Source organism: Sulfuritortus calidifontis, from assembly GCF_003967275.1.
In the GTDB taxonomy this organism is placed as follows: Bacteria; Pseudomonadota; Gammaproteobacteria; order Burkholderiales; family Thiobacillaceae; genus Sulfuritortus; species Sulfuritortus calidifontis.
Map to the genome: position 1 here is coordinate 728,644 of NZ_AP018721.1, position 26,293 is coordinate 754,936.

Genomic DNA, 26,293 nt, shown 5'->3' on the forward strand with positions numbered 1-26,293 from the left:
CCCCCGAGTCATAACCATTTCAATAGAGTGGTTATGGCCTTGGGTATGTTCAGTTCAGGCGTTGTCGCCGACGAAGGGGTTGTCGCGCCGCTCGGCGCCGAAGCTGGACATCAGGCCATGGCCGGGGACGAATTCGACATCGTCGCCCAGCGGCCAGAGTTTGTTGCGGATCGAGCCGATCAGGCTGTCGTAGTCGCCGCGGGGAAAATCGGTGCGGCCGATCGAACCCTTGAACAGCACGTCGCCGACGAAGGCGAGGCGCTGGCCGCGGTGGAAGAACACGATATGGCCCGGGGTGTGGCCGGGGCAGTGGATGACCTCGAGCGTTTCGTTGCCGAGGCTGATGCGGTCGCCGTCCGACAGCCAGCGGCTGGGCTGGAAGGGCTCGGTATAGGGAAAGCCGAACATCGCGCTCTGCTGCGGCAGCGAGTCGAACAGGAAGTCATCCTCCCGGTGCGGGCCCTCGATCGGCAGGCCCAATCGCAGGCTGAGAATGCCCGCCGCGCCGACGTGGTCGAGGTGGCCGTGGGTGAGCAGCAGTTTTTCCAGCGTGACTCCCTGGCGCTCGACCGCCGCGAGCAGGCGGTCGATGTCGCCACCCGGATCGATCAGGGCCGCGCGGCCGGTGGCCTCGCACCAGATCAGCGAGCAGTTCTGCTGGTAGGGGGTGACGGGGAGGATGGTAAATTTCATGCGCTGAGTATAGCCGGGTGAATGCGATGATTGGATTGCTGCAAAGGGTGAGCGAAGCGAAGGTGACGGTGGGCGGCCGGGTGGTCGGCCAGATCGGCCGCGGCCTCTTGGTCCTGGTCGGGGTGGAGAAGAACGATAGCGAGGCGCAGGCCGATCGCCTGCTGGAGCGCCTGCTCGGCTACCGGGTGTTCCCCGACGAGGCGGGCAAGATGAACCGATCGCTCAAGGACATGGGCGGCGGCCTGCTGCTGGTATCGCAGTTCACCCTGGTGGCCGACACCGGCAGCGGCACCCGGCCGAGCTTTTCATCCGGGGCCTCACCCGAAGAAGGCAGGCGCCTGTTCGCCCATCTGGTCGCCCAGGCCCGGCAGAAGCATGGCGAGGTGGCGAGCGGCGAATTCGGCGCCGACATGCAAGTGGCCCTGGTCAACGACGGGCCGGTGACTTTCAGCCTGCGTGTGGCGCCATAAATTATTTCTTGGCGGTCGTCGCCTTGCGCACCACTTCGATCAACCGCCCGGTCGAGGCCGGCGGCGCTTCCTTGCCTTCCAGGATCTCCGCCGGCCGCAGGGCCTTGCCGTAGTAGCTTTCGTTGGCATCGTGGTCGATGGCGATGTTCGAGCCTTCAAGCGAGATGCCGGCGAACAGGCCGCGCGAACGGGAATAGGACAGGATCTCGGCCTTGAGTTCGGCGTCGGTGGCGGCCTCGCCCCGGCGGCCGACCGGGCCGGCGGCGATGGCGGCGTCGGCCCCCAAGGTGAAGGTGCCGCGCACGATGCCGTCGATGCTGCGCCGGGTCTTGAACACCAGCACCAGATCGGTCGACTGGGCGCCGATCTGCCAGCCGAAGCTGCCGGCGGCGAGGGCGACGAACAGGGGCGGGCTCCACTGGCCCTGGGCGTCGCGCACCAGCATCAGGCCCTTGCCGTAGCTGCCGCCGACCATGAAGCCGGCCTTGATTACGCCGGGGATGACGGCGATACCCTGGGCGTCGTGCAGCAGCCGGGGCGGGATGCCCTGCTCCGGCAGCCGGGTGGCCTTCTCCAGCACCTCCATCACGGCATCGACTTTTTCCTCCTGCTCGATGCGCGAGGCGAGGGCGGCGCTGCTGAGGAGGGCCAGCAGGATCAGGGCGAAGGAACGCAGGTAGGGGCGCATGGTCGGCTTCACTTCATGAAGGGATAGTCAGTGTAGCCCTTGGGGCCGCCGGTGTAGAAGGTGGCGGGGTCGGGCGCGTTGAGCGGGGCCTTGCCGGCGACGCGCTCGGCCAGGTCAGGGTTGGCGATGTAGAGCGCGCCGAAGGCGACGAGGTCGGCTTCGCCCTTGGCGAGCGCGGCATCGGCGCTGGCCGGGTCGTAGCCGTGGTTGGTCATGTAGATACCCTGCCAGAGCCGGCGCAGTTTTTTCACATCAAACAACGGACCGGCGGCGCCGGGCGCATCCTTGCCCAATTCGGTGATGTGCAGATAGGCCAGCTTCAAGGGGTTCAGCAATTCCACCACCCGGCTGAAGGTGGCCTCGGGGTTGCTGTCGCGCATGTCGTTGAAGGGCTGGATCGGCGACAGGCGCACACCCACCCGGTCGCTGCCCCACACCGCACAGACGGCCTCGAGCACTTCCATGAGCAGGCGCGCCCGATTGTCGATGCTGCCGCCATAGGCATCGGTGCGCCGGTTGCTGCCATCGCGCAGGAACTGGTCGAGCAGGTAGCCGTTGGCGCCGTGCACCTCGACCCCGTCGAAGCCGGCGGCCAGTGCGTTGCGCGCCGCCTGGCGGTATTCCTCGACGATGCCCGGCAGTTCGTCGATTTCGAGCGCACGCGGCGTGACATAGGGGTGCGGGCCGTCATAGGTGTAGACCTCGCCGGCGGGGGCGATGGCGGAGGGGGCGACCGGGGTGGCGCCGGCCGGCAGCAGCGAAGGATGTGAGATGCGGCCGACATGCCAAAGCTGCAGGAAGATGCGGCCGCCTTTTTGGTGCACCGCTTCGGTGATCGGCCGCCAGGCGGTGACCTGCGCCTCGCTCCAGATGCCGGGGGTGAAGGGGTAGCCGACGCCCATGGCGGTGACCGCGGTCGCTTCGCTGATGATCAGGCCGGCGCTGGCGCGCTGGCCGTAATACTCGGCCATGATCGGGGTGGGCATGCCGTCGCGCTGGGCCCGACAGCGGGTGAGCGGGGCCATGACCAGGCGGTTCTTGAGCAGGGTGGGTCCGAGTTGCAACGGGCTCAGCAGGTTGGCAACGGTCATGGGACATCCTTCTGGTTCGGGCAGCCTGGCCAGGCCGGTCTCATAAAACATTCCGGTGGGCTGGTGGCTAGATTTTATGGGACAGGTTTTTAGCGCTGGGTTAGCCTAACGCCCTCTCGCCGATAATGCTACCCACCCCATGTATATCGCGCCCGATGCCCTGCTCCTGATCTCCTCCCACTGCCCGCATTGCGCCACGGTGCTGGCGGCCATGACCGACCTGGTCAAGCAGGGCGTGGTCGGCCAGTTGAACGTGGTCAACGTCGAGCGCCATCCGGAAGTGGCCGAGGCGCATCATGTCCGTACCGTGCCCTGGCTGCAGATCGGCGGCTTCGAGTTCACCGGTGCCCACAGCACGGCCGAGCTCAAGGCCTGGGCGGAGAAGGCCAAGAGCGAGGAAGGTTGGGCCGATTATTTCCATCAGCTGCTGAAGGATGGCCGGGCTACGCATGTGGTGGAGATGGTGCAGGCCGCGCCCGAGCGGCTGGCGGCCATCCTGCCGATCATCGCCAATCCCGAGGCCAGTCTGAACGTGCGTCTGGGCGCCGGCGTGTTGCTGGAAGAGTTCGCCGGCAGTGCCGCCCTGAAGGCGCTGATTCCCCGCCTGGGCAAGCTGAGCGGTCATGCCGATCCGCGGGTGCGGGCCGATGCCTGCCACTATCTCAGCCTGACCGATGACCCGGCGGCCATCCCTTACCTGGAAGCCCGTCGGAGCGACGAGGACGCCGAGGTGCGCGAGATCGTCCGGGAGAGTCTGGCGGCGCTGGCGCCGGCCTGATTGCCAGGCCGGCTGAGCGATTATTTGCGACCTTTCTTGCCAGCCTTGGCCGAGCCGCCGTCTTCCAGCAGCACCCGCAGCATCCAGGCGTTCTTCTCGTGCACCTCCATGCGCTGGGTGAGCAGGTCGGCCGTGGGCTGGTCGTTGGCCGCATCGGCCACCTTGAAGGCGGCGCGCGCGGTGCGGGCCACCGCCTCCTGGCCGGCCACCAGCTGCTTGATCATCTCGGTGGCCGAGGGCACGCCTTCCTCTTCCTTGATGCTCGAGAGCTGGACGTAGCGCTTGTACGAGCCCGGCGCCGGATGGCCCAGGGCGCGGATGCGCTCGGCGATCAGGTCGAGCGCATTCCACAGCTCGGTGTACTGCACCATGAACATGCTGTGCAGGGTCTGGAACATGGGGCCGGTCACGTTCCAGTGGAAGTTGTGGGTCTTGAGATAGAGGATGTAGCTGTCCGCCAGCATCTTGGACAGCGCCTCCGCGATCTTGGCCCGGTCCTTGTCGCTGATGCCGATGTCGATTGCCATGGTTCGCTCCTTTCGTTGTGGTTGAAGAAAAAATCAGCCGAGGGTGGTGTCGAGCACCATCATGACGGCGAAGCCCGTCATCAGTCCGATCGTGGCCGAGGTCTGGTGGCCATTGCGGTGGGTCTCGGGAATCACCTCGTGCGAGACCACGAAGATCATGGCGCCGGCCGCGAGGCCGAGGCCGATCGGGTAGGCCAGGGCCAGACCGCTCGACAGGCCGATGCCGATGAGGGCGCCGATGGGTTCCATCAGGCCGCTGGCCCCGGCGATGAGCACGGCGCGGAGGGGGGTGAGACCAACCGCGCGCAGCGCCATCGCCACCGCCAGCCCCTCGGGGATGTCCTGGATGGCGATGGCCGTGGTCAGCGGCAGACCGACGCTCAAGTCGCCCTGACTGAAGGAGACGCCGATGGCCATGCCCTCGGGCAGGTTGTGCAGGGCGATGGCGAAGACGAACAGCCAGACCTTGCCCACCCGTTCGCAGCCGGCGCCGCAGGGGCCGCCGTGGGCATGCTCGTGCGGGGTGAAGTTGTCCAGGCCGAGCATGAGCAGCACGCCGAGGCCGAGGCCGGCCACCACGGTCAGCGCGCCCAGGGTCTCGTTGCCGGTGATTTGTTCGCCGGCGGCCAGGCCGGGCAGGATGAGGGAGAAGGCGCTGGCGGCCAGCATCATGCCGGCGGCGAGACCGAGCATCGTGTCTTCGATGCGATTGGACAGCCCGCGCAGAACCAGTCCGGGCAGGGCGCCCAGGGCGGTGGCGGCAAAGCCGGCGATGCCGCCGACCAATCCCAGGGTCAGCGCGGCATCGGCCTCGCCGGTCAGCACGCGATAGCCGCTGCTGGCGATCAGCCAGGCCATGGCCACGGCCGCCAACAGCAGCCCCGAGGCCGTGTAGCGATGAGCCTGGGCCTGCATCAGCCAGGTTGCGCGCCAGTTGGTCGGCGGCTTGCCTGCGAGTTCCATGACGACTCCCTTTTAGCCGATGCCGAGCAACGCTTCGTCGTCGCTGGCGGCCTCGGTATTGGCGGCCATGCCCACGAGGTTGCGGGCACGGGCCATGGCCGTCGGCGCAATGACGCGCCGGGCGGCGGCTTCCATGCGCTCGGCCTCGGCCTCGCGACGCCAGACATGGTAGGTGCTGTAGAGGCTCATGGTCATGATCGTACTCCTGTTTCGATTTGGCGAAGTGCCATCGACCGGGACCGGGCGTTGCGGTGTGGACCGCCGGCCGGCTCATGCGATGGCGTTGATGCCATTACAGCCGACCCGGGAATATTTATGAAATGAAAATTATGGAAGCATCTTATTTATAAATTAGATCAAGATCGGATCAGGTCTCGCCGCCGGCGGAAACCCCGGCAAGACCGAGGCCGAGCACGGTCAGGGCATGGAGGATGGCGCTCTGCAAGGGCTGGAAGTCGGCGATGCGCATGACGGTCTCCTTGGAAGAAAGCCCCGCCCCGGTCGGGGCGGGGGTTGGTCACAAATTGTCGGGCTTGCTCCGAGCGTGCCCGGCTCAGGCAAGATCGAAGCGATCCAGGTTCATCACCTTGGTCCAGGCCGCGACGAAGTCATCGACGAACTTCTTCTGCGCATCGCTTGCTGCGTAGACCTCGGCGATGGCCCGTAGCTCGGAGTTGGAACCGAAGATCAGGTCGACCCGGCTGCCGGTCCACTTCACCTTGCCTGTCTCGCGCTCGCTGCCTTCGAACAGGTCGCCCTCCTTCGAAACCGGCTTCCAGGCGGTGCCCATGTCGAGCAGGTTCACGAAGAAGTCGTTGCTAAGCTGTCCCGGACGCTCGGTGAAGACGCCGTGCTTGGTCTGGCCGAAGTTGGTGCCCAGCACGCGCATGCCGCCCACCAGCACCGTCATCTCCGGCGGGGTCAAGGTCAAGAGCTGCGCCTTGTCCACCAGCAACTCCTCGGCCGAGACCGTGTACTTGGCCTTCTGGTAGTTGCGGAAGCCGTCGGCGATCGGTTCCAGCACGGCGAAGGACGCAACGTCGGTCTGCTCCTGCGAGGCGTCCATGCGGCCCGGCACGAACGGTACCGTCACCGCGTGGCCGGCATCCTTCGCTGCCTTCTCCACACCGGCACAGCCGGCCAGCACGATCAGATCGGCCAGCGACACCTTCTTGCCGCCGCCGGCGGACTGGTTGAACTCGGCCTGGATGCCCTCAAGGGTCTTCAGCACCTTCGCCAGTCGCTCCGGCTGGTTGACCTGCCAGTCCTTTTGCGGCGCCAGGCGGATGCGGGCACCGTTGGCGCCGCCGCGCATGTCGGAGCCGCGGAAGGTCGAGGCGGAGGCCCAGGCGGTCGAGACCATCTCGCCGACCGAGAGGCCGGAAGCCAGGATCTTGGCCTTGAGGCTCGCGATGTCCTTGTCGTCGATCAGCTTGTGATCGACCGCCGGGATCGGGTCCTGCCAGATGAGATCCTCTTTCGGCACCTCAGGGCCGAGGTAGCGCGACTTCGGTCCCATGTCACGGTGGGTCAGTTTGAACCAGGCGCGGGCGAAGGCATCGGCGAACTCGTCCGGATGCTCCATGAAGCGGCGCGAGATCTTCTCGTAGGCCGGGTCGAAGCGCAGCGAGAGGTCCGTGGTCAGCATGGTTGGCACGAGCTTTTGGGCCGGGTCATGGGCGTGCGGAATCGTCGCGCCCGCCCCCTTGGCCACCCACTGGTGCGCGCCGGCCGGGCTCTTGGACAACTCCCATTCGTAGCCGAACAGATTCCAGAAGAAGTTCATGCTCCACTTCGTCGGCGTCGTGGTCCAGGTGACTTCCAGGCCGCTGGTGATGGTGTCGCCCGCCTTGCCGCTGCCGAAGCTGCTCCGCCAGCCCAGGCCCTGCTCCTCGATGGGGGCGGCCTCGGGGTCGGGGCCGACATGGCTGGCCGGGCCGGCGCCGTGGGTCTTGCCGAAGGTGTGGCCGCCGGCGATGAGGGCCACGGTCTCCTCGTCGTTCATGGCCATGCGGGCGAAGGTCTCGCGGATGTCGCGGGCAGCGGCGACCGGGTCAGGGTTGCCGTTGGGCCCTTCCGGATTGACGTAGATCAGGCCCATCTGCACCGCGGCCAGCGGGTTCTCCAGATGCTCGTGCTGGCCGGCATAGCGCTGGTCGTCCAGCCACTTCTTCTCGTTGCCCCAGTAGATGTCCTTTTCCGGCTCCCAGATGTCCACGCGGCCGCCGCCGAAGCCGAAGGTCTTGAAGCCCATGGATTCCAGGGCGACGTTGCCGGCGAGGATCATGAGGTCGGCCCAGGAGATCTTACGGCCGTACTTCTGCTTGATCGGCCAGAGCAGCCGGCGTGCCTTGTCCAGGTTGACGTTGTCCGGCCAGCTGTTGACCGGGGCGAAACGCTGGTTGCCGGTGCCGCCGCCGCCGCGGCCGTCGCCGGTGCGGTAGGTGCCGGCACTGTGCCAGGCCATGCGAATGAACAGCGGTCCGTAGTGGCCGAAATCGGCCGGCCACCAGTCCTGGGACTTGGTCATCAGCTCGCGCAGATCCTTCTTCACCGCCGCGAGGTCGAGCTTTTTGAACTCCTCGGCGTAATTGAAGTCCTCGCCCATCGGGTTGGACTTGTTGGAATGCTGGCGCAGGATGTCGAGGTTCAGCCGGTTCGGCCACCAATCCTGGATCGTGGTGCCACCGCCAGCGGTGTGATGAAACGGGCATTTGCTCTCGGACATGGTCAACTCCTATTGGTCAGACTTGGTTGGGAACCCGGGGCCGCCGGGCTTGAGTTCATTAAAGGCCAATGCCGTTGATCAAACCAATGAATTGTCTAGAATTGACTAATCGATACTCTCGATCGGAGTCGAGATGACCCTGCAGGAGTTGCGTTATCTGGTGGCGCTGGCGGAATTGGGTCACTTCGGCCAGGCGGCCGAGGCCTGTTTCGTCAGCCAGTCCACCCTGTCCACCGGGCTGAAGAAGCTGGAGGACTATCTGGGCACCACGCTGTTCGACCGCAGCCTGAAGCGGGTGACGCCGACCCCGGTCGGCCGCGAGATCGTCGAGAGCGCCCGCCTGATCCTGCAGGAGGCCGAGCGCATTCGCGAGCTGGCTCGTTTTGTCCAGGATCCGATGGACCGCACGGTGCAGATCGGAGTCATCCCCACCCTCGGCCCCTATTACCTGCCTCATGCCCTGATGCGGGTGCGCGAGGCCTACCCCAATCTGCGCCTGCTGTTGCGCGAGGTGATGACGCCGCAACTGCTCGCTCAGCTGCACGAGGGCAAGCTCGATGCCGGCCTGCTTGCCTTGCCGATCGACGAGGAAGGCCTGACCGTGGCACCGCTGTTCACCGAGCCTTTCCTGGCTGCGGTGCCGGCCGAGCATAAGCTGGCCAAGAAGGCCAAGATCAGCCTCGACGAATTGACTCAGGCCAATCTGCTGCTCCTGGAAGAGGGCCATTGCCTGCGCGACCAGGCCTTGGAGGTCTGCGGCCTGCAGGGCCTGGCCAGTGAGGAAGTGCGGGCGACCAGCCTGGAGACCCTGCGCCAGATGGTGGCCATGGGCATCGGCGTCACCCTGCTGCCACGCCTGGCCTGTAATGCGCCGAGTCTGCCGGGCATCGCGATCAAGCCGCTGGCCGGCTCCGGCGCCGGTCGGGTCATCGCCTTGATCTGGCGCAAGCGCACCCCCTATCTCGACACCATGACCAAATTGGCCAAGACCCTCACACAGCATCTGCCGGAGGGTGTGAAGAAGTTGGGCGACAGTTAGCCATGACGATGGAGACGCTGAGAAAAAGCCGCATTCTCATCCTCGGCGCTGCCGGCCGCGACTTCCACAATTTCAACGTGGTCTATCGCCTTGACCCGACGGTCGAGGTGGTCGCCTTCACCGCCGCCCAGATCCCCGGCATCGCCGGTCGGCGCTATCCGGCCAGCCTGGCCGGGCCGCGCTATCCGCAAGGTATTCCCATCGTCGACGAGAGCGAGTTGGAGGCGGTCTGCCGGCGCGAGCGGGTGGACCAGGTGGTGTTCGCCTACAGCGATGTGCCGCACGAGCACGTCATGCACCTGGCTTCGCGTGCCCTGGCCTGCGGCGCCGACTTTCTCCTGCTCGGGCCGGCACGCACGCAAATCCAGGCGGCCCGCCTGGTCATCGCCATCAGCGCGGTGCGCACCGGCTGCGGCAAGTCGCAGGCCTCGCGCTATCTCTCGCATTGGCTCAAGCAGCAAGGCCTGCGGGTGGCGGTGCTGCGCCATCCCATGCCCTATGGCGACCTGGAACAGGAGGCGGTGCAACGCTTCGCCGATCGATCCGATTTGACTGCGGCATGTTGCACGGTGGAAGAGCGCGAGGAATACGAGCCGCACATCGCGCTCGGCCACGTGGTCTACGCCGGGGTCGATTACGGCCGCATCGCCGAGGCTGCGGCGGCCGAGGCCGATCTCTTGCTCTGGGAGGGCGGCAACAACGACTTCCCCTTCCTCAAGCCGGACCTGCACATCGTGCTGACCGACCCCTTGCGGCCCGGCCACGAACTGAGCCACCACCCGGGCGAGGCGGTGCTGCGCATGGCCGACGTTGCCGTGGTCATGAAGACCGATTCGGCCGAGCCGGTGGCGATCCATGCGGTCGAGGCCAACATCCGCCGGCTGAACCCGGGCGCGACCATCGTGCGCGCGGCCTCGCCGGTGACCCTGGACGATGCCGCGGCGGTGCGCGGCAAAAAGGTTGTCGTGGTGGAGGACGGTCCGACCGTGACCCATGGCGGCATGGCCTGGGGTGCCGGCCTTTTGGCAGCGCAGCGGGCCGGTGCCGAGGTGCTCGATCCACGCCCTTGGGCGGCGCCGGAGATCGCCGCGGTGTTCGAGCGCTATCCGCACATCGGCCCGGTGCTGCCGGCGGTCGGCTATTCCGAGGCCCAATTGGCCGCCTTGGCGCAGACGCTGGATCGGGCCGAGGTTGCGGCCGTGATCGCGGCGACGCCGATCGACCTGGCCGCACTGATCCGGGTGAACAAGCCCATCGTCCGCGCCCGCTACGAATATGCCGAGGTCGAGACGCCGGGGCTGCTCGGCGAGGTTGCGGCCTTCCTTCGGCGCGCCGGTCTGAGCGTACGCTGAATAGGAGTGATGCGAATGCTGAACTTGAACGATGCCGGCCTGTTTCGCCAGGCGGCCTACATCGACGGCCAGTGGTGTGCAGCCGACGGCGGCGGCCGGCTGGCCGTGCACAACCCGGCCAGCGGTGCCCAGGTGGGCGAGGTGCCGGCCATGGGGCAGGCCGAGGCCCGTCGTGCCATCGCCGCGGCCGAGGCGGCCTTTGGCGATTGGCGCAGGCGCTTGGCCAAGGAGCGCGCCCAGGTGCTGCGCCGCTGGCACGAACTGATGCTGGCACACCAGGAGGACCTCGCGCGCATCCTCACCAGCGAGCAGGGCAAGCCGCTGGCCGAGGCGCGCGGCGAGATCGCCTATGCCGCCGGTTTCCTCGAATGGTTCGCCGAGGAGGCCAGGCGGGTGACGGGCGCGGTGATCCCTTCGCCCTGGGCGGGGCGCCGGGTGATGACCTTGAAGCAGCCGGTCGGCGTCTGCGCCGCCATCACGCCATGGAATTTCCCCTCGGCCATGCTCACGCGCAAGGCCGGCGCCGCCATTGCCGCCGGCTGCACCGTGGTGGCCAAGCCGGCCGCGCAAACGCCGTTCTCCGCCCTGACCCTGGCCGAGCTGGCCGAACGGGCCGGCCTGCCGCGCGGCGTGCTCAATATCGTCACCGGCCCGGCCGATGCCATCGGTGCCGAGCTGACGGCCAATCCGACGGTGCGCCTGTTGTCTTTCACCGGTTCGACCGAGGTGGGCAAGCTCTTGATGGCGGCCTGCGCCGGCACCGTGAAGAAGGTGGCGCTGGAACTGGGTGGCAATGCGCCCTTCATCGTGTTCGACGACGCCGATCTCGATCTCGCGGTCGAGGGCGCGTTGGCCTCCAAGTATCGCAATGCCGGCCAGACCTGCGTCTGCGCCAATCGCCTGCTGGTGCAGGACGGCGTCTACGACGCCTTCGCCGACAAGCTGGCGGCGGCGGTCGGTCGGCTCAAGGTCGGCGACGGCATGAGCGAGGGCGTCAGCCAGGGGCCGCTGATCAACGAAGCGGCGGTGGCCAAGGTCGAGGCGCACATCGCCGACGCCGTCGCCCATGGCGCCCGCGTGCTGTGCGGCGGCAAGCGCCACGCCTTGGGTGGCGGTTTCTTCGAGCCGACGCTCTTGGTCGACGTCACGCCCGCGATGCGAGTCTGCCGCGAGGAGACCTTCGGCCCGGTCGCGCCGCTCTTGCGCTTTCACACCGAGGCCGAGGCGATCCAGCTCGCCAACGCCACCGAATATGGCCTCGCCGCCTACTTCTATGCCCGCGACGCGGCGCGCATCTGGCGCGTGTCCGAGGCGCTGGAGTTCGGCATGGTCGGCGTCAACGCCGGCGTCATCTCGACCGAGGTGGCGCCTTTCGGCGGGGTGAAGTCTTCGGGCCTGGGGCGCGAGGGTGGCCGCGCCGGCATCGAGGAATATCTGGAAGAGAAGTATGTCTGTATCGGGGGGATAAGCGATGATTGAGACGGCAACCCTGGCCGGCGGCTGCTTCTGGTGCCTGGAGGCGGTGTACGAGCAATTGCAGGGCGTGAACGCGGTCGAGTCGGGCTATATGGGTGGCGCGCTGGCGCGGCCGAGTTACGAGGCGGTGTGCAGCGGCGAGAGCGGACATGCCGAGGTGGTGCAACTGCAGTTCGACCCGGCGCAGATTTCCTATCGGGAGATCCTGGAGGTGTTCTTCGTCATCCACGATCCGACCACGCTCAACCGCCAGGGCAACGATCGCGGCACCCAGTATCGTTCGGCCATCTTTTACCACAGCCCGGAACAGGCGGCAGTTGCGCGGCGGCTGATCGCCGAACTGACCGAGGCGCGGGCCTTCGACCGGCCCATCGTGACCGAGGTTGTCGCCGCCCAGACCTTCTGGCCGGCGGAGGCCTATCACCGCCAGTATTACCGCCGACATCCCGAGCAGGGCTATTGCCGGGTGGTGATCGCGCCCAAGCTGGCCAAGTTCCGGGCCAGCTTTTCCGGCCGCTTGAAAAACTAGTCGTTGTTGCCGCCGAACAGGTCGTCCAGCGCGCGCCGGGCGCTGTCGGGCTCGGCCGCGTGACCGGTGTCGCCGCCGAACAGGGCATCGAGTTCGGCTCGGGCGCCCGTCGTCTTCGCCGGCGTGGCATAGGCGCCGGCCTTGGGCTGGAACCAGTCGCAGAAATTGGCCCGGGTCTTGTCCTTCACATCCTCGGCCACCGGCTCCCGGCACTGTTTGGCCTTGGCCGGGTCGTAGTGCCGGCACAGGCGGCAGACATGCAGCTCGGCGCGGCAGCTCGGGCACTCGGCCCGGCGCGACAGGGGTTGCGGCAGCGCATCGAGCGCCGCCCCGCACTTCCAGCAGACCAATCCTTCAGGCATGTAAACGAGTCCTGTAACTTTATGATTTTAAATAAACACGGTTGGATTCTGCCCATGGCCGGTCTGGCGAGCGGGCGCGATCAGGGATACACTCTCGCCTCAATTTGCGGCAGAGGCAACAATCAAAACCAGGCCCGCCGATACAAAAAAACCCGGATGGTAGAGAGACAGCTGTAACCATGAATATCCTTGGGCAATTGTGGCGCCGCTTGACCGACCCGCTCCTGGTCGCGCGCTACCGCAGCCAGCTCGGGCTGGATCACCCGCATACCTATCGGGAAAGCGCCCATTGCTTCCGCATGCTGGTGAACTACATGCCCCAGGTCTTCTGGGTCTGGTCGCCGGACTGGCAGCGGGTGCATTACGTCAGTCCGGCCTATGAATCGGTCTGGGGACAATCGCGCGACCACTTGCTCGAGTCGCCCCGGGCCTGGCTGGAGGTCCTGCATTCCCAAGATCGCCCGGCCGTCGCCGCCGCCATCGGGCAAGACCCCACGCAACTGACCGAGCCTCTGCATCTGCCCGATTTCCGCATCGTCCGCACCGACGGCAGCATCCGCTGGATCTCGGCCTGGGCCTATCCGGTGCGCGACCGCCGCGGTCGCCTGCAGCGGATCACCGGCATCGCCAGCGACATCACCGAATCGCGCAGCACCGAAGACCGCATGCGCCAATTGACGCGCGCCATCGAGCAGTCGGCCGAGGCGGTGCTGATCACCGATCGTCAGGGTCTGATCGAATACGCCAACCCGGCCTTCGAGAAGATGACCGGCTACAGCCAGGCCGAACTGCTCGGGCAGAACCCGCGCATGATCCACAGCGGCAGCCATGATCCGGCGTTCTATCAGGACCTCTGGCACACCGTGCTGTCCGGGCAGTCCTTCTTTGCCACCTTCATCAACCGGCGCAAGAACGGCGAGCTTTATCACCAGGAAGAGACCATCTCGCCGGTGATGGACGGCAAGGGCGAGATCACCCATTTCATCTCGACCAGCCGCGATGCCACCCGCCTGGTCGAGACCCAGGAACGCCTGCATCACATGGCCTACCACGATGTGCTGACCGGCCTGCCCAACCGCATGCTGTTCCGCGACCGGCTGGAGCAGGCCATCGTCAAGTCGAGACGGAGCAAGCAGATCCTGCCGGTGATGTTCCTCGACCTCGACAACTTCAAGGACGTCAACGACACCCTCGGTCACGCCGTGGGCGACCTGGCCCTCAAGCACTCGGCCGAGCGCCTGGGCAAGCTGGTCCGCCAGGGCGACACCATCGCCCGTCTCGGCGGCGATGAATTCATCATTCTGTTCGAGGGCATGACCCAGATCGAGGAGGTGTCGGCCCGCGCCGCCGCCATCGTCGAGGCCTTCTCCCAGCCGTTCCAGGTCGAGGAGCACGAGGTCTTCCTAGGCTGCAGCGTCGGCATCGCCATCTATCCCAACGACGCCGACACCATCGACGACCTGTTCCGCGCCGCCGATACCGCGATGTATCGGGCCAAGGAGCGCGGCCGCTCCAACTACCAGTTCTTCACCGCCGAGATGGCGGCCAAGGTCATGCAGCGGGTCGGTCTGGAGCGGGCCCTGCGCCAGGCCCTGGAGAACGACGAGTTCACCATTCATTACCAGCCGCGGGTGACTCTGCCCTCGGGCCTGCCGACCTCGCTCGAGGCCCTGCTGCGCTGGGAGCGGCCGGGCCACGAATACATGTCGCCGGCCGAGTTCGTTTCCGCCCTGGAAGACACCGGCCTCATCGTGCCGGTGGGCAAGTGGCTGATGGACAAGGCCTGCGCCCAGGTGCGCGCCTGGCACGACCAGGGCCTGCGGGTCGGCGTCGCGGTCAACGTCTCCTCGCGCCAGTTCTGGGATACCGGCCTGGCCGACAACGTCGCCCATTGCCTGGAGACCTACGATCTGGAGCCGCGCTGGCTGGAGCTGGAGATCACCGAGAACCTGCTGCTCGAGCAGTCCGACCGGATCATGACCACCTTCGGTGCCCTGGAGGAACTGGGCATGCGCATCGCCATCGACGACTTCGGCACCGGCTTCTCCTCGATGAGCTATCTCAAGCGCCTGCCCATCCTGGTGCTGAAGATCGACCGCTCCTTCGTCCGCGACATCCTCACCGACCCGGAGGACATGGCCATCGCCAGCGCCATCGTCTCCCTCGGCCGCACCTTAGGGTTGACCGTGGTGGCCGAAGGCGTCGAGTCCGAGGCGCAGTTGCAGGCCCTGCTGCCGCTGGGCTGCGACGAGGGCCAGGGCTATTACTTCGCCAAGCCGATGTCGGCCGAGGTGGCCGAGGCCTGGCTGCGCGAGCGCCTGCAGCCGGCCGAAAGCGCCAAGCGGCGCTATCTGATTTGATCTAAAAGAACGCCGCTTTGTCGCCGGCCACCTGGCCGGCCAGGGCGGTGCTGGTCGCCGCGCTCGCCTGCAATCTTTCCAGCAAGGGCAGCGAAGGGTAGCCGTCGGCCGGCAGTTGGGCCGAGACCTGGTAGGCGCGGATGGCGGCGCGCGTGCGCGAGCCGATCACCCCGTCCGTTTCGCCGACCTTGAAGCCGAGCGCGGACAGGCGCTGTTGCAATTCGACCGCTTGTTCCCGCGTCAGCCGCCGGTTGTCGGCATCGCGGCCCAAACTGAGCGCGGGCTGGCCGGACAGGCGGTCGGCCAGGTGGCCCACTGCCAGGGCATAGTTCACCGAGCGGTTCCAGCTCAGCATGACATCGAAATTGCCGTAGACGAGAAAGGCCGGGCCGGCGTGGCCCTGCGGCAGCAGCAGGGTGGCTTCGATCGAATCGCCGGGCAGGGCGCTGCCGTCGATCTGCCTGACGCCCAGGGCGGCCCAGGTCGAGAGGGCCTGTTTCTGGCCAAGCCCGGCCAGACGCCAGTTGAAATCGGCCGGCAGCTGCACCGGCCGGCCCCAGCCCTGGCCCGGTTGCCAGCCGCTCTGGCGCAGGTAGTTGGCGGCCGAGGCGAAGGCGTCGTCAAGCGTGCCCCAGATGTCCTTGCGGCCGTCGCCGTTGGCATCCACGGCATAGCGGTTGAAGGTGGAGGGCATGAACTGCACCTGGCCCATGGCACCGGCCCAGGAGCCGAGCATGGCGGCCGACTTGACGTGGCCGGCCTGGAGGATGGCCAGGGCATCGAGCAGCTCATTGCGGAAGAAATGGGTGCGGCGGGCATCGAAGGCCAGGGTGGCCAGGGCGCCGGTGACCGGGAAGCGGCCGGTGACCTTGCCGTAGTGGGTCTCCAGCCCCCAGAAGGCGACCAGCACCGGTGCCGGCACGCCGTATTCGGCCTCGATCTTCTGTAGCACTGCCCGGTGCTTGTGCAGCAGTTTTTCACCGTTGGCGATGCGCTGGTCGCTGACCCGGGTGTCGAGGTAGTTCCAGAAGGTCTCGACGAATTCCGGCTGCTTCTGGTCGAGCTCGAGCACCCGCTCGATCGGCCGCAGGGTCGGCAGCGCCGCCTGCCAAGTGGCCTCCGAGACGCCGCGCCGGCGTGCCTCGTCGTGCACGCCTTCGAGCCAGGCGACGAAGCCGGGCTCCAGCGTGGCCTCGGCGCGGATAGCGAAGGCAGTGGTCAGCAACAGGGCGCCGGCCAGGCCGGACAAAAGGCGTGCGGTGTTCAGTGTCGTCTCCGGTTCAGGCCCGAGGCCTGTGTCTTATGGACCCAAGCTAACACAATGCCTGTCGGCCGAAAACCGCGCAGGGCATGCGACTGGCACAATAGCGGCTTTCTTTTGCGTCGCGCATACAGCCCATGACCGAAATTCCCCGCGTTCGCATCGGCGAACTCCTGCCCCGTTACGACGTCGTGCTGCTCGATGCCTATGGCGTGCTGGTCACGCTCGACGGCCCCCTGCCCGGAGCGTGCGAACTGGTCGAACAACTCAACCATAGCGGCCAGGCCTATTCCCTGCTGACCAACGGCGCGGCCCGGCTGCCGGAGAACGCGGCGCGGCGCTATCAGGGCTTCGGCCTGGCGATCCCGCCCGAGCGCATCATCACCTCGGCCTCGCTGCTCACCGCCTATTTCCGCGATCACGGCCTCGCCGGCCGGCGCTGCCGCGTGCTCGGCCCGGCCGACAGCCTGCGCTACGTGGAACTCGCCGGCGGCGAGGTGGTCGGATTGAATGAGCCGTTCGATGTCTTGGTCGTCTGCGACCAGTCGGGTTTTCCCTTCCTGGAGACGGTGGACGACACCCTCTCGCAGTTGATCGAGAGGATCGAGGCGGGCCGGCCGGCGGCCATGGTGCTGCCCAATCCGGACCTGATGTTTCCGACCGGGCGCGGCTTCGGCATCACCTCGGGCAGCATCGCCCTGGTGATCGAGGCGGCACTGGCTTTGCGCTATCCGCGGCGGCCGGAGTTGCGCTTCGCCCGACTGGGCAAGCCCTATGCCGCCATCTTCGAAGAGGCGGCCCGCCGCGCCGGCGGCCGCGACATGCTGATGATCGGCGACCAGTTGGAGACCGACATCCGCGGTGCCAACGACTTCGGCATCGATTCGGCCCTGGTCATGGGCGGCGTGGTCGGCATGGATGCGGTCGGCGCCGGCCAGCCGCGGCCGACCTGGCTGTTGGACACGCTGATGGCCTAGTTGCTCAAGTTTTCGGCAGGCTGGCCGATACTCCAGGCAACGGCGTGACAGATTTGTAGGAGTGAACCATGCGCTTGCCTGCCGATGCGATTCCCCCGGTGGCGGTCCCCGAAGACCGCTATCGCATCCACCAGCCCGATGCGGTGATGCCGACCCGGGCGGTGGCGGCGCGTGCCGGTTTCCGCCAGGCCTACCTTGAACAACGCCGCCAGGGCGGACAGGGCGGCAACCAGCAGCCGGCGCCTGAGGCCGGCACCGAGGAACGGCGCAGCGGCGAAGATCGCCGGCAAGAGGCGCGCCGTGCCAGCGAGCAGACGGTCCTGCTCGACACCCGCAGCGGTCAGGACCGCCGCGTCAGCCCCCGTCGGGAAGGCGATCTCGGCACCCACATCGACGAGGTGGTCTGATGTGCCGCTTCAGCCGTACCAGGGCATGCACTCACCGACTGCCGTCCGGCCGCCGGGCTGCGCCATGCCCCCTTCCAGGCCGGCCTTCCAGTCGGCCACGAATTGTTCCAGTGATTCGATAAACTCCGGCGCCTGTTCGCGCCGGTTGATGGTGCAATGGATCTGCGCCTGGCCGACCGGGGCGCTGCCCTCGACGGTGACAGTCCATTGCAGGCCGTTCGGGCAGGTCGGCAGGCTGAAGCGCACGCCGTCCCGGATCAGTTCCCGGTGCACCCGGAACTCGCCCCAGACACAGTAGATGTCGCCCTTGTCGCCCTGATTCTCCAGTACCTTGCTGATTGAGGCGCACCAGTGAGGCAGGTTGGCGATGCAGACATTCTTCTGTAGGTCGCTGGCACGCAGACGGATCTCGGCGGTGGCGAAAAATTCCATGTGGGCTCCTCGAAAAAAGGGGGGCGACAAGCGCCCCCCATTATCGCCTCACTACGCAATCAATTGGGTTTGACCGTGTATTTGCCGTCACCCTGGAACTTGAGCTCGGCATCGAGGAAGTGGACCGGCAGCTCGGCCTTGAGCAGCTTGATCATGTCGTAGGCCTCGCCCGCACGGGCGCCGGTGCCGCAGATGAAGACCGTGGGCTTGTCCTTGGGCAGGCTGTCGACCTGTTTCTCCAGTTGGCCGATCGGGATGTTGACCGCGCCGGGCAGGCTGCCCTTGGCGAATTCCTTGGCATCGCGCACGTCCACGATCAGCATGCCGGCCGGGTTTTCCTTGAGCAGGCGCTCGAACGAGGCGAGCGAGATCGAGCCCTTCTCCTTGCCGGGCTCGACCGCCACCTTGGCCGGCGCTGATGCATAGAGCTTGCTCCATTCCGGATAGCCTTCGGGGTAGGTCTTGACGTTGCTGTAGCCCAGCTTGATCAGCTTGTCGGCCACGTTGTTGCTGAGCACGCATTCCAGGCCGCCGCAGTAGACCACGATGGCGGCCTTCTTGTCCGCCGGCAGCTTGTCGAGGTTTTTGTCGAAGGCGGAATCGGGCACATTGATCGCGCCCGGGATGGCACCCTTTTCGAACACCCGCGCCGGTCGGGCGTCGATCACGGTGAGCGGGGCCTTCTCGTCGAGCTGCTTCTTGAGCCAGGCGCCCGAGACCGAGGTCTGCATGCCCTTGGCCACCCACTCCGGATAGCCGGCGGGATAGACCTTGATGTTGGTGTAGCCCAACTTCTCCGCCTTGGCGGCGGACTGGTGGCTCAAGGTACAGTCGACGCCCTCGCAATAGAAGATGAGCAGGGTATTCTTGTCGGCCGGCAGTCGGTCGACCATTTTGTCGAACTTGCTGTCGGGGATGTTGATCGCGCCCGGGATGTGGCCGGGGTCGAACTTGCGGGTGTCGGGGCGAGAGTCGATGATCACCACGCCCTTTTTGGGCGGGATCTCGACCTGCTGCTTCATGAACTCGAAGTCGACCAGGTTCTTGTACCAGCCCTCCTTGGCCTGGATGGCCGGGGCATCGGCGGCCAGGGCGGCGGTGGGGTAGATCGGCGCCGCGGCAAAGGCGGCTGCCAAGAGGACAGCAAGTAGGGTGGGTTGGGTCTTCATGGGCATCCTCCTCGGGTGCAGCGGTGGTCAGAGCAAAGTGAATTTCTCGGTCGATTCGTTGTAGCGGACCCAGAGATACCAGACGAGCAGGATGAGGCCACTGATCGCATAGGCCCAGGCCCAGCCATCGAACATCGCCGGGAAGTAGGCCTGATAGCCGAGCGGCGATTCCTCGATCAGGTCGAGGTTCATCTCGGCCACGGTCAGGCCGGTCTTCTTGAGCAGGGCGCTGGCGGTGGAGCCTGCCCAGGCGAAGAAGAAGGCGGCCACCCACAGCTTGATGTGGCCCTCGCCCATGCGCCAGAGCGAGCCCGAGGCGCAACCGCCGGCGAAGATCATGCCGATGCCGAAGATCACGCCGCCGGAAAGCGAGCCCATCCAGAAGGTGGCCGGAATCGCGATATAGGGATCGATCACCTTCATCTGGAACAGCAGCGAGGCGAGCGGGATGCCGATGGCCAGGCCGAGGATGATGGCCTTGGTCATGTCGCCCTCGGCGGTCATGAACGGTTCGCGGAAGGAGCGGGCGAAGCACAGGCGCGAGCGGTGCATGATGAAGCCCATGGCGAAGCCGGCCAGCACGATGATGGCGCGGGCGGTGAGCTTCTCGTCGCCCGAGGTGTACCAGTCGGCCGCCCAGGCGACGATGCCGACCATCACCGCCAGGCCGATCAGGGGGTAGGCCTTCTGCAAGGCCCCGGGCACCTTGATCGCCGGCGGCGCCTGCATGCCCCAACTAATGTTTTCCAGCGTCCAGAGCAGGAGCTTCAGGCCGATCACGGCGCCGGCGATGAGCCCCGCCCACATGGCCCAGCCGGCCGGTGAGGAGTGCAGCAGCGGGGTGAAGAAACCGCCGGTGGTGCAGCCGCCGGCCAAGGTGGCGCCCAAGCCCATGAGGGTGCCACCCAGCGCGGCCCAGAGGTACTCCAGCTTGGGCGGGCGGTTGACCAGGAACTGGCGCGAGAGCAAGGCGGCGGCGAAGGCGCCGATGACCAGGGTGATGTTCATCAGCGACATCCGGTGCATGATCGGGCCGTCCAGGTGTTGCGGCGTGCCGATGATCGGCCCCAGGCCGATGGCGTTGTTGAACCAGTCGCCCCAGAGCTTGAGCCCGCCGAACACGCCCCAGAACAAACCGGTGATCATCAGGCCGATGATCACCAAGACCAGCAGGATGATGCCGACGTAAGGCGACCAGGGCTCGACGAAAATGTCCTGGTAATCCTGCTTGAAGCCGGCCAGCCAGGCCGGACCGCTGTCCCCACTCATTTTTGGCTCCTTCGGCGAGGCCTGTGCCCCGGCCGCCGGGCGGCCCGCGCACAGGCTTGTCAGTCAGCGCTCAACTGCACTTGGCCGGCGCATCGCCGTCCTTCGCGCCTTTGTTGACGAAGGCCTTGATGTCCTCGAGCAGTTCCTGCTCGGGCACGTCGGCGAATTTCGCGGCCGCCTTGTTGGTGGCCTTGATGCTGTCGCGGTATTTCTGGCTGACGTAGAACTTGAGCGATTCCTTGCCCTTGGCGTGCTTGTCGGCCTGGATGTAGGCCGCCCATTCCGCCTTGGTCTTGGTCGACGGGGCGATGGCGCCGCCCTTGGTTTCATGGCAGGCGGTGCAGACCATGCGGTAATAGACACGGCCGCGCTTCCAGTCGGGGTCGTAGGCCTGGACGGCACTGGCGGCGCTAAGGCCGACGATGGCCAGCGCGAAAGTGATCGAAAGCTTGCGATTCATGATGGTCTCCATGGTTTACGTTGCATACAAAGCGGATGTCGCTGTCTTCAATATGGCCGGTATCCGCCAAATTCAATCGACCTCTTCCCAGCCGGTGATCATGGCCTTGATGTGCGAGGTCAGGGTATGGCCGGCGGTGGTGAGATAGACGTGGGCGATGAGGAAGATCAGCATCAGGAAGGCGGCCACGGTGTGGAAGAAGGCGACCCATTCCAGGGCGAGGTACTGATCCCAGCCCCAGTCGGGCCACTTGTCGTAGAAGATGTAGAACCAGCCGGTGAACCAGATCAGGGGCCCGATGAAGAGCATGACCCCGAGATAGGCCAGGCGCTGCAGCGGGTTGTGCTTTTTGAGCCGGGTGGCGCGGAAGGGGTGGGGCGCATTGGTGAAGATGCCGGTCAGGTAATACTTGAACATGGCATCGACCTTCTGCAGGGTGGGGATGTACTGCTTCCACTCGCCGGTGGTGAAGTGCCAGAAGATGGCGAAGATCCAGAGGCCGACCAGGGTCCAGGCGGCGATGGTGTGGGTGTTGACCGCCTTTTCGAAGCCGAACAGGGCATAGCTGCCGTGGACCTCGAAGCCGGTGAGCAGCAGGGTGATGATCAGCGCCGCCTGCGACCAGTGCCAGAAGCGCTCGAAGACCTTGAAGACGTAAATTTTCTCGCTCATTTTTCTACTCCGTAGAAGTCAGCGTCCCCCTCTCCCCGTCGGGGAGAGGGCAGGGGTGAGGGGCGAAGGCATCAGCCCGGGTGACATGCATCACTTCTTGCCCTTGCGCCAGAGGTAGAGGCGCAGACCGCCGTGGCCGATGACGCCGAGCAGGGCCAGGCCGGCCAGGCCCCAGCCGGCGGTGTTGAGCCACTCGTTGGCGCTGTGCCGTGGCATGTAGATGCCGGGCACGCCCTTGAGCCGGCTCGCCGCCTGGTGGCAGTCGGCGCAGGCCAGGGCGTCGGCCTTGGGCGCGACCATGTGGGTGATCGGCCAGGTCATCTCGGTCTCGATGAAGTCCACCTTGCCCGAGAAGGGCGCGCCGGCCGATTCCATGCCGCTGGCGATGGCCTTTTCCCAGCCGAAGTTCTTCCAGTAGGCGGTGTCGTCGTTGCCCGCGGTGTGCGGCTTGACCAGGGTCATGTTGACCGGGTCGTAGGGTTGCTTGCCGCGCATCACCTTGACCGGCCAGATCAGCGACTTGCCGTCGTCCGGGCTGCCCTCGAAGCTGTTGATGGGCACGATGCCGCCGGCCTTGATCTTGTCGCCGAGCAGGGTGTAGTTCACCTTGCCGTTGAACCACTTGTACTCCGGCACCACGTTCTCGCCCAGGACGAAGTCGCCCTTCTTGGCGTCGTAGATGACGTGGCCGTTTTCATCCTTCTTGATCAGGGGTTTGCCGTCGGGTCCCATCTTGCCGCCGGTCGACCAGTCCCAGGACATCTTGGTCGGCACGCCACCGCGGGCGAAGGTCGGGATGTGGCAGGTCTGGCAGGCGATCTTCCGGGCGTGGCTGTTGAGCCGGGCGATCTTCTTGTGCGGGGCGTTGTCGTGGCAGGCCACGCAGGTCGCCGGGTTGCGGCCTTCATGCTTGCCGCGCATCAACGGGCCCTTGGTGTCCTTGGCGGTGGGCGCGAAGCGGCTGCCCGGCACGTCGTGGGACGAGGTGGCGTGGCAGGTGCCGCAACCGAAATCGTTGCCGGTGGCATCCATGTGCACGTCGAGCGCTTCGTCCGGCGCCGACAGCGAGCTGTCCATGTCGCCGTGCTTGACGCCGTTGCCGCCGCCGCCATTGAAGTGGCAGCCGCCGCAGGTGTCGCGGCTGGTCTTGCCGACCTTCTGCGCCACCTTGGCCAGGTCGACCGGCTTGACGATGTTGCCCGAGCCGGGCGGAAACTCCATCTCACGGGTCACCACGTTGCCGGCCATGCCCGGCTGCTTGCGGTAGTTGCCGGTGGTGTCGTGGCAGACCAGGCAGTCGACGTTCTCCTGCTTGGTGAAGTCGAAGCTGTTGTCCTTGTAGCCGTAGCCGATGTGGCAGGTGGTGCAGAAGGGCTGGTTGGTCTCGACCGAGATGCAGAAGTTGTTGATCACATGCTTCTTGCCCAGCTTCTGATGGGTGGCCGGGTTGAGGAATTCCCAGGTCCAATGCTTGGTCCGCATCACCTGTTTGGCCGCCTCGGTGTGACAGGACAGGCAGGCTTGGGTCACCTCGGGACCGGAATTGAACGTCCGCTGCAATTCCTTGAACCGGCTATGGTCGGCGGTGCTCGTCGCACCGGCAGTCCCCGGGCCGAGAATGGCGGCGATGACCAGGGCGATCGCCCAACTGTAAGGCTGTTGCAGCTTGCTCATGAAGGTCTCCTTTTTTGGTATGACGGCGCCGGCCAAATAAGAAGTTAAAAACATCCTGAAATATTTATAGGCCAAATGGACTAATCGCTGCATCAAACAAATCTATATGCCGCGAGGCGGTCCCGGCCTGGAAATCCGGCATCGCTTGTCAGACTGGCCTTGGCTTTTTTCCTCAATATAGAACCATTAGCCGGGTTTATTTTTTCGGCATGGACAATCCCGGTTTCGCCACGTGCAGGCATCGGCTAAGGTCAGGGCATGACCATCGAGTGCTATGCCCAACGCCTGCTCAACCCCTTCCGCGGGGTGGTGCAGATCATCCGCTACGAAGCGGCCGAGGCCGTGAGCTCGGATGGCCTGAACTGGGACATCTACGTCAGCAACGACGAGCTGGCACGCGACCTGGCGCCGGGCACCCGGGTGCAGACCAGCGACATCCGCTATGGCAGCTGGTCGTCCGAGCGCGGCCTGAGGCGCGGGCCGCTCTATCCCTCCGACGACTTCCTGCGCATGGAGGCCATGGGTGCCATCGTCTACGAGCACCTGCTGCGGGTGCACGACCGGCTGCCGTTTCCCTTGCGCGATCGCTACGAATTCTGGTTGCTCGATACCGCCGGCCAACCCCTGGCCCTGCTCGACAGCGCCTGCGAGGAAGGGGATCTGGCGCAGGAATGCGGCACGCTCTGGCGGGCCGGCATCGCAGCCAGCGAAAGTTTCGTCAGCGAGGCCATGCAGGCGATCCAGCCGGGAGGTGATTCCGCTGCAGCCGATTATCTGAACAGCTACATCAACCGCAGTGCTGGCGAGCGCCACTCGGCTCAGTGGTTTTTGCGCGAGCCCGATGGTTCCGGTATGGGACTGCATGGCGCGGAACTCGACGCCACGCTGGTTGGCCGCAGGCTCGATGCCGTGGACTTTCCCGAATTTTTCATCGCCCGAACCGGGCACGATGCCGGGCACGCCCGCTTGATTGCCGACTACCTCGCCTGGCAAGCACCGTGGCTGCTTCTGCTGCCCAATCTCGATCCGGCTCAGCGGCGTCAATTAGAACAGCAGGCACGGGCACAGCCCTTCGTGGTCGAACAGCAGCACAGGCTTTATCCGCAGTTGGCCGATGTGGCAGTGATACAGGCCGCCCGGGTCGAGGCCATGCTCAGACGCAGCCAAGCCAAGCAGGATGAGGCGGCGGGGGCGATGTCGACTTTTTATATCGAGCTAAATCCCGCCGGCGGCAACTACACCTAGCCGCTGGCGGGATTCATTTCCGATAGGGTCAGACGACGCTGCCGAAACCCTTGTCGGCGGCACCGGCCGGCGGCGTCAGGCCGGCAAGGCGGCAACCCTGGGCAATCGGTCCGCCAGGGAAGAGTTGGTACAGATATTTGATGCCGCCTTCCGGATGGAAGAACTCGTCCAAAGCATCGTGCAGCTCACGCACGTTGATATGGCCTTCCTCGGCATGCTGCGCGTAATACTCCTGCAAGGCGCAGACGAGTTGCCAATGCTCTTCCGTCAGCTTCAGGCCCATTTCGCGCGCGGCGCGTTCGCCGGCCTCGCGGCTCCAGTCGATGGGGGCATGGGGGAAATCCGGGTCGAGAGTGGGTTCATACCCGGGGCGGACAAAGGTGTGGGTGATGGCAACCATGATCCTTCTCCTTAACGGGTTGGTGATCTCAAGCTAGAACAATTTCGCTGGGGTACAAGGCCGCAAAAACACTAGGCGAGATATTGCCAATCGCCAAAGCTGGCGGCCTGTCCGGCGGGATTCCCCTGTTCGTCGAACAGGTTCCACACCGTCGCCGCGCCGATGCTGAAACGCAGCCCGGACCTGGCGATCCGAATGCCGCTGTAGTCGTCGATGAAGCCATGATCGCGCACACGCTCGAGCAGGCGTTCGCGCTCCGCGCGCAGCATGGGCTCGGCAGAATAGCGCGAGGGCAGGCCGACGATCTCGGCCCAGGGCATCTCGAACAGCCGCTGCGCGCTCAGGTTGGCATAGCTGAAGCGGGGGTCGGCGGCAGTATCGTGCGCCAGCACGACGAAGGGGGCGTGGTACAAGGCCCGGGCCGCTTCCTGCGGCGGCAGGCCGGGGTCGATCAGATCGCGCCCGGTCCAGTGCCGGTGGCAGCGCAGCAGCAGGCCGGCATGCTCGGCCTGCCAGCCGTTGGCGGCGCACGGTTCATGCATGCTGCCACAGCCGGTCCAGGTCGGCCGGCTCCAGCCAGCGCCACTCGCCTGCCGCCATGTCGTCGGGCAGCACGAGGCCGCCGATGGCAATGCGGCGCAGGGCCTCCACCCGGTTGCCGGCGGCGGCGAGCATGCGCTTGACCTGGTGGTATTTGCCCTCGATCAGGGTGAGGTGGATCAGGTGGTCGTCGATCCGCTCGCAGGCCGCCGCGGCGATCGGTCTGGGCTCGTCGTGCAACTGCACGCCCCGGCGCAGGGCGGCGAGCTGGGCCGCGTCGACCGGGTGCTTGGTGGTCACCGCATAGATCTTGGGCACCTTGCGCTTGGGCGAGGTGAGGGCATGGATGAACTGGCCGTCGTCGGTCAGCAAGAGCAGTCCGGTGGTGTCCTCGTCCAGCCGGCCGACGCTCTGCACCGCGCGGCCGACCAGCGGCTCGGGCAGCAGCGAGAAGACGCTCGGGTGGTGCCTGGGCGCGCGCGAGCACTCGTAGCCCTGCGGCTTGTGCAGCATGACGTAGGCGTGCTCGCGGTAGCGCCAGGGCTCGCCGTCGACGCTGAACTCCAGGCCCTGGGGTTCCAGTTCGATGAAGGGGTCTGCGCAGACCTCGGCGCCGATGGCGACCAGGCCGTGACGGATCAGGGCCCGGCATTGCTTGCGGCTGCCGAAGCCTTGCGATTGCAGAATGCGTTCGAGTTGCATGGTGTAGGCTGAAAAATGCAGCCGATGCT

At 66.0% G+C, this 26,293-nt stretch carries 28 protein-coding genes; 10 read left to right on the top strand and 18 right to left on the bottom strand.

The features are described 5' to 3' along the window. Positions 1 to 54 precede the first annotated feature (54 nt). Positions 55 to 693 (bottom strand): MBL fold metallo-hydrolase, encoded by a 639-nt coding sequence (locus EL388_RS03945; RefSeq protein WP_126459940.1) that lies wholly within the window; start codon positions 691 to 693, stop codon positions 55 to 57. 26 nt (positions 694 to 719) lie between these two features. On the opposite strand from EL388_RS03945, the gene dtd reads away from it, so the two are divergent. Then, positions 720 to 1,163, top strand: a complete 444-nt coding sequence (dtd, locus tag EL388_RS03950) for a D-aminoacyl-tRNA deacylase (protein ID WP_126459943.1) — start codon at positions 720 to 722, stop codon at positions 1,161 to 1,163. A gap of 1 nt (position 1,164) precedes the next feature. Here dtd and EL388_RS03955 read toward each other — a convergent pair whose 3' ends face one another. Together EL388_RS03955 and EL388_RS03960 are read right to left on the bottom strand one after the other, a co-directional pair. Beyond that, a complete protein-coding gene (locus EL388_RS03955; RefSeq protein ID WP_126459945.1) occupies positions 1,165 to 1,851 on the bottom strand; it encodes a lipid-binding SYLF domain-containing protein in 687 nt (228 codons plus the stop codon). Between the two features lie 8 nt (positions 1,852 to 1,859). Next, positions 1,860 to 2,942 carry an alkene reductase gene (locus EL388_RS03960; RefSeq protein WP_126459948.1) on the bottom strand — a complete coding sequence of 361 codons (1,083 nt, stop codon included), beginning with the start codon at positions 2,940 to 2,942 and terminating at the stop codon, positions 1,860 to 1,862. Positions 2,943 to 3,081: 139 nt separating this feature from the next. On the opposite strand from EL388_RS03960, the gene EL388_RS03965 reads away from it, so the two are divergent. Then, positions 3,082 to 3,720: a HEAT repeat domain-containing protein gene (locus EL388_RS03965; RefSeq protein ID WP_126459951.1), complete on the top strand. Its 639-nt coding sequence runs from the start codon at positions 3,082 to 3,084 to the stop codon at positions 3,718 to 3,720. Positions 3,721 to 3,740: 20 nt separating this feature from the next. On the opposite strand, the gene EL388_RS03970 is transcribed toward EL388_RS03965, so the two are convergent. The 4 genes from EL388_RS03970 to katG all read right to left on the bottom strand — a co-directional run bounded on the left by EL388_RS03970 (position 3,741) and on the right by katG (position 7,938). Further along, positions 3,741 to 4,241 carry a Dps family protein gene (locus EL388_RS03970; protein WP_269470957.1) on the bottom strand — a complete coding sequence of 167 codons (501 nt, stop codon included), beginning with the start codon at positions 4,239 to 4,241 and terminating at the stop codon, positions 3,741 to 3,743. Positions 4,242 to 4,280: 39 nt separating this feature from the next. Then, entirely contained in the window at positions 4,281 to 5,210 is a 930-nt protein-coding gene (locus tag EL388_RS03975; protein ID WP_126459957.1) for a ZIP family metal transporter, read from the bottom strand. A 12-nt stretch (positions 5,211 to 5,222) separates the two neighbouring features. Beyond that, positions 5,223 to 5,405, bottom strand: coding sequence for a hypothetical protein (locus tag EL388_RS03980; protein ID WP_126459960.1), 183 nt, complete (start codon positions 5,403 to 5,405; stop codon positions 5,223 to 5,225). A 358-nt stretch (positions 5,406 to 5,763) separates the two neighbouring features. Further along, complete coding sequence (katG, locus tag EL388_RS03985; RefSeq protein ID WP_126459963.1) at positions 5,764 to 7,938, bottom strand: catalase/peroxidase HPI; 2,175 nt, start codon at positions 7,936 to 7,938, stop codon at positions 5,764 to 5,766. Positions 7,939 to 8,071: 133 nt separating this feature from the next. Here katG and EL388_RS03990 point away from each other — a divergent pair, with 133 nt between their 5' ends. From EL388_RS03990 to msrA, 4 genes are read left to right on the top strand one after another with little or no spacing between them, the layout of a single operon-like run. Then, positions 8,072 to 8,977, top strand: coding sequence for a LysR substrate-binding domain-containing protein (locus EL388_RS03990; RefSeq protein WP_126459966.1), 906 nt, complete (start codon positions 8,072 to 8,074; stop codon positions 8,975 to 8,977). Between the two features lie 2 nt (positions 8,978 to 8,979). Further along, on the top strand, positions 8,980 to 10,329 hold the full coding sequence (locus EL388_RS03995; protein ID WP_197721817.1) for a cyclic 2,3-diphosphoglycerate synthase: 1,350 nt from the start codon (positions 8,980 to 8,982) through the stop codon (positions 10,327 to 10,329). A gap of 15 nt (positions 10,330 to 10,344) precedes the next feature. Then, positions 10,345 to 11,808, top strand: coding sequence for an NAD-dependent succinate-semialdehyde dehydrogenase (locus EL388_RS04000; RefSeq protein WP_126459969.1), 1,464 nt, complete (start codon positions 10,345 to 10,347; stop codon positions 11,806 to 11,808). Next, entirely contained in the window at positions 11,801 to 12,334 is a 534-nt protein-coding gene (msrA, locus tag EL388_RS04005) for a peptide-methionine (S)-S-oxide reductase MsrA (protein ID WP_126459972.1), read from the top strand. Before EL388_RS04000 ends, msrA begins: the two co-directional genes overlap by 8 nt. Here msrA and EL388_RS04010 read toward each other — a convergent pair. After that, entirely contained in the window at positions 12,331 to 12,696 is a 366-nt protein-coding gene (locus EL388_RS04010; protein WP_126459975.1) for a hypothetical protein, read from the bottom strand. The genes msrA and EL388_RS04010 overlap by 4 nt on opposite strands. Before the next feature lie 179 nt (positions 12,697 to 12,875). Between EL388_RS04010 and EL388_RS04015 the strand changes: the two genes are divergently transcribed. After that, positions 12,876 to 15,056, top strand: coding sequence for a putative bifunctional diguanylate cyclase/phosphodiesterase (locus EL388_RS04015; protein ID WP_126459980.1), 2,181 nt, complete (start codon positions 12,876 to 12,878; stop codon positions 15,054 to 15,056). 1 nt (position 15,057) lies between these two features. Here the strand turns inward: EL388_RS04015 and EL388_RS04020 are convergent, their stop codons facing one another. Then, positions 15,058 to 16,305 (bottom strand): lytic murein transglycosylase, encoded by a 1,248-nt coding sequence (locus tag EL388_RS04020; RefSeq protein ID WP_197721818.1) that lies wholly within the window; start codon positions 16,303 to 16,305, stop codon positions 15,058 to 15,060. Positions 16,306 to 16,454: 149 nt separating this feature from the next. On the opposite strand from EL388_RS04020, the gene EL388_RS04025 reads away from it, so the two are divergent. Together EL388_RS04025 and EL388_RS04030 are read left to right on the top strand one after the other, a co-directional pair. Beyond that, positions 16,455 to 17,294, top strand: coding sequence for an HAD-IIA family hydrolase (locus EL388_RS04025; RefSeq protein WP_126459986.1), 840 nt, complete (start codon positions 16,455 to 16,457; stop codon positions 17,292 to 17,294). A 68-nt stretch (positions 17,295 to 17,362) separates the two neighbouring features. Beyond that, on the top strand, positions 17,363 to 17,701 hold the full coding sequence (locus EL388_RS04030; protein WP_126459989.1) for a hypothetical protein: 339 nt from the start codon (positions 17,363 to 17,365) through the stop codon (positions 17,699 to 17,701). Between the two features lie 9 nt (positions 17,702 to 17,710). On the opposite strand, the gene EL388_RS04035 is transcribed toward EL388_RS04030, so the two are convergent. The 6 genes from EL388_RS04035 to EL388_RS04060 all read right to left on the bottom strand — a co-directional run bounded on the left by EL388_RS04035 (position 17,711) and on the right by EL388_RS04060 (position 23,377). Then, entirely contained in the window at positions 17,711 to 18,133 is a 423-nt protein-coding gene (locus EL388_RS04035) for a hypothetical protein (RefSeq protein ID WP_126459992.1), read from the bottom strand. Positions 18,134 to 18,192: 59 nt separating this feature from the next. After that, the gene (locus EL388_RS04040) at positions 18,193 to 19,302 is read right to left on the bottom strand and encodes a rhodanese-like domain-containing protein (RefSeq protein ID WP_126459995.1); all 1,110 of its coding nucleotides are present in this window, start codon (positions 19,300 to 19,302) and stop codon (positions 18,193 to 18,195) included. Positions 19,303 to 19,329: 27 nt separating this feature from the next. Further along, positions 19,330 to 20,571 (bottom strand): YeeE/YedE thiosulfate transporter family protein, encoded by a 1,242-nt coding sequence (locus EL388_RS04045; RefSeq protein ID WP_126459998.1) that lies wholly within the window; start codon positions 20,569 to 20,571, stop codon positions 19,330 to 19,332. Between the two features lie 70 nt (positions 20,572 to 20,641). After that, a complete protein-coding gene (locus tag EL388_RS04050) occupies positions 20,642 to 21,031 on the bottom strand; it encodes a c-type cytochrome (protein WP_232019176.1) in 390 nt (129 codons plus the stop codon). Positions 21,032 to 21,103: 72 nt separating this feature from the next. After that, entirely contained in the window at positions 21,104 to 21,703 is a 600-nt protein-coding gene (locus EL388_RS04055; protein ID WP_126460004.1) for a cytochrome b/b6 domain-containing protein, read from the bottom strand. A 90-nt stretch (positions 21,704 to 21,793) separates the two neighbouring features. After that, complete coding sequence (locus tag EL388_RS04060; RefSeq protein WP_126460007.1) at positions 21,794 to 23,377, bottom strand: tetrathionate reductase family octaheme c-type cytochrome; 1,584 nt, start codon at positions 23,375 to 23,377, stop codon at positions 21,794 to 21,796. A gap of 258 nt (positions 23,378 to 23,635) precedes the next feature. Between EL388_RS04060 and EL388_RS04065 the strand changes: the two genes are divergently transcribed. Further along, positions 23,636 to 24,622, top strand: coding sequence for a hypothetical protein (locus tag EL388_RS04065; protein WP_126460010.1), 987 nt, complete (start codon positions 23,636 to 23,638; stop codon positions 24,620 to 24,622). A 28-nt stretch (positions 24,623 to 24,650) separates the two neighbouring features. Here EL388_RS04065 and EL388_RS04070 read toward each other — a convergent pair whose 3' ends face one another. The 3 genes from EL388_RS04070 to EL388_RS04080 form a co-directional block, all read right to left on the bottom strand. Beyond that, on the bottom strand, positions 24,651 to 25,022 hold the full coding sequence (locus tag EL388_RS04070; protein WP_126460012.1) for a TusE/DsrC/DsvC family sulfur relay protein: 372 nt from the start codon (positions 25,020 to 25,022) through the stop codon (positions 24,651 to 24,653). Positions 25,023 to 25,093: 71 nt separating this feature from the next. After that, entirely contained in the window at positions 25,094 to 25,564 is a 471-nt protein-coding gene (locus tag EL388_RS04075; RefSeq protein WP_126460015.1) for an MEKHLA domain-containing protein, read from the bottom strand. Further along, positions 25,557 to 26,264: a pseudouridine synthase gene (locus EL388_RS04080; protein ID WP_126460018.1), complete on the bottom strand. Its 708-nt coding sequence runs from the start codon at positions 26,262 to 26,264 to the stop codon at positions 25,557 to 25,559. The genes EL388_RS04075 and EL388_RS04080 overlap by 8 nt, the downstream gene beginning before the upstream one ends. Between the last annotated feature and the right edge of the window lie 29 nt (positions 26,265 to 26,293).

What these genes read in the sequence shown, in the direction of transcription:
- EL388_RS03945 (WP_126459940.1), bottom strand. Translation starts at nt 693, where the DNA reads ATGAAATTTACCATCCTCCCCGTCACCCCCTACCAGCAGAACTGCTCG.
- dtd (WP_126459943.1), top strand. Translation starts at nt 720, where the DNA reads ATGATTGGATTGCTGCAAAGGGTGAGCGAAGCGAAGGTGACGGTGGGC.
- EL388_RS03955 (WP_126459945.1), bottom strand. Translation starts at nt 1,851, where the DNA reads ATGCGCCCCTACCTGCGTTCCTTCGCCCTGATCCTGCTGGCCCTCCTC.
- EL388_RS03960 (WP_126459948.1), bottom strand. Translation starts at nt 2,942, where the DNA reads ATGACCGTTGCCAACCTGCTGAGCCCGTTGCAACTCGGACCCACCCTG.
- EL388_RS03965 (WP_126459951.1), top strand. Translation starts at nt 3,082, where the DNA reads ATGTATATCGCGCCCGATGCCCTGCTCCTGATCTCCTCCCACTGCCCG.
- EL388_RS03975 (WP_126459957.1), bottom strand. Translation starts at nt 5,210, where the DNA reads ATGGAACTCGCAGGCAAGCCGCCGACCAACTGGCGCGCAACCTGGCTG.
- EL388_RS03980 (WP_126459960.1), bottom strand. Translation starts at nt 5,405, where the DNA reads ATGACCATGAGCCTCTACAGCACCTACCATGTCTGGCGTCGCGAGGCC.
- katG (WP_126459963.1), bottom strand. Translation starts at nt 7,938, where the DNA reads ATGTCCGAGAGCAAATGCCCGTTTCATCACACCGCTGGCGGTGGCACC.
- EL388_RS03990 (WP_126459966.1), top strand. Translation starts at nt 8,072, where the DNA reads ATGACCCTGCAGGAGTTGCGTTATCTGGTGGCGCTGGCGGAATTGGGT.
- EL388_RS03995 (WP_197721817.1), top strand. Translation starts at nt 8,980, where the DNA reads ATGACGATGGAGACGCTGAGAAAAAGCCGCATTCTCATCCTCGGCGCT.
- EL388_RS04000 (WP_126459969.1), top strand. Translation starts at nt 10,345, where the DNA reads ATGCTGAACTTGAACGATGCCGGCCTGTTTCGCCAGGCGGCCTACATC.
- msrA (WP_126459972.1), top strand. Translation starts at nt 11,801, where the DNA reads ATGATTGAGACGGCAACCCTGGCCGGCGGCTGCTTCTGGTGCCTGGAG.
- EL388_RS04010 (WP_126459975.1), bottom strand. Translation starts at nt 12,696, where the DNA reads ATGCCTGAAGGATTGGTCTGCTGGAAGTGCGGGGCGGCGCTCGATGCG.
- EL388_RS04015 (WP_126459980.1), top strand. Translation starts at nt 12,876, where the DNA reads ATGAATATCCTTGGGCAATTGTGGCGCCGCTTGACCGACCCGCTCCTG.
- EL388_RS04025 (WP_126459986.1), top strand. Translation starts at nt 16,455, where the DNA reads ATGACCGAAATTCCCCGCGTTCGCATCGGCGAACTCCTGCCCCGTTAC.
- EL388_RS04030 (WP_126459989.1), top strand. Translation starts at nt 17,363, where the DNA reads ATGCGCTTGCCTGCCGATGCGATTCCCCCGGTGGCGGTCCCCGAAGAC.
- EL388_RS04035 (WP_126459992.1), bottom strand. Translation starts at nt 18,133, where the DNA reads ATGGAATTTTTCGCCACCGCCGAGATCCGTCTGCGTGCCAGCGACCTA.
- EL388_RS04040 (WP_126459995.1), bottom strand. Translation starts at nt 19,302, where the DNA reads ATGAAGACCCAACCCACCCTACTTGCTGTCCTCTTGGCAGCCGCCTTT.
- EL388_RS04045 (WP_126459998.1), bottom strand. Translation starts at nt 20,571, where the DNA reads ATGAGTGGGGACAGCGGTCCGGCCTGGCTGGCCGGCTTCAAGCAGGAT.
- EL388_RS04050 (WP_232019176.1), bottom strand. Translation starts at nt 21,031, where the DNA reads ATGAATCGCAAGCTTTCGATCACTTTCGCGCTGGCCATCGTCGGCCTT.
- EL388_RS04055 (WP_126460004.1), bottom strand. Translation starts at nt 21,703, where the DNA reads ATGAGCGAGAAAATTTACGTCTTCAAGGTCTTCGAGCGCTTCTGGCAC.
- EL388_RS04060 (WP_126460007.1), bottom strand. Translation starts at nt 23,377, where the DNA reads ATGAGCAAGCTGCAACAGCCTTACAGTTGGGCGATCGCCCTGGTCATC.
- EL388_RS04065 (WP_126460010.1), top strand. Translation starts at nt 23,636, where the DNA reads ATGACCATCGAGTGCTATGCCCAACGCCTGCTCAACCCCTTCCGCGGG.
- EL388_RS04070 (WP_126460012.1), bottom strand. Translation starts at nt 25,022, where the DNA reads ATGGTTGCCATCACCCACACCTTTGTCCGCCCCGGGTATGAACCCACT.
- EL388_RS04075 (WP_126460015.1), bottom strand. Translation starts at nt 25,564, where the DNA reads ATGCATGAACCGTGCGCCGCCAACGGCTGGCAGGCCGAGCATGCCGGC.
- EL388_RS04080 (WP_126460018.1), bottom strand. Translation starts at nt 26,264, where the DNA reads ATGCAACTCGAACGCATTCTGCAATCGCAAGGCTTCGGCAGCCGCAAG.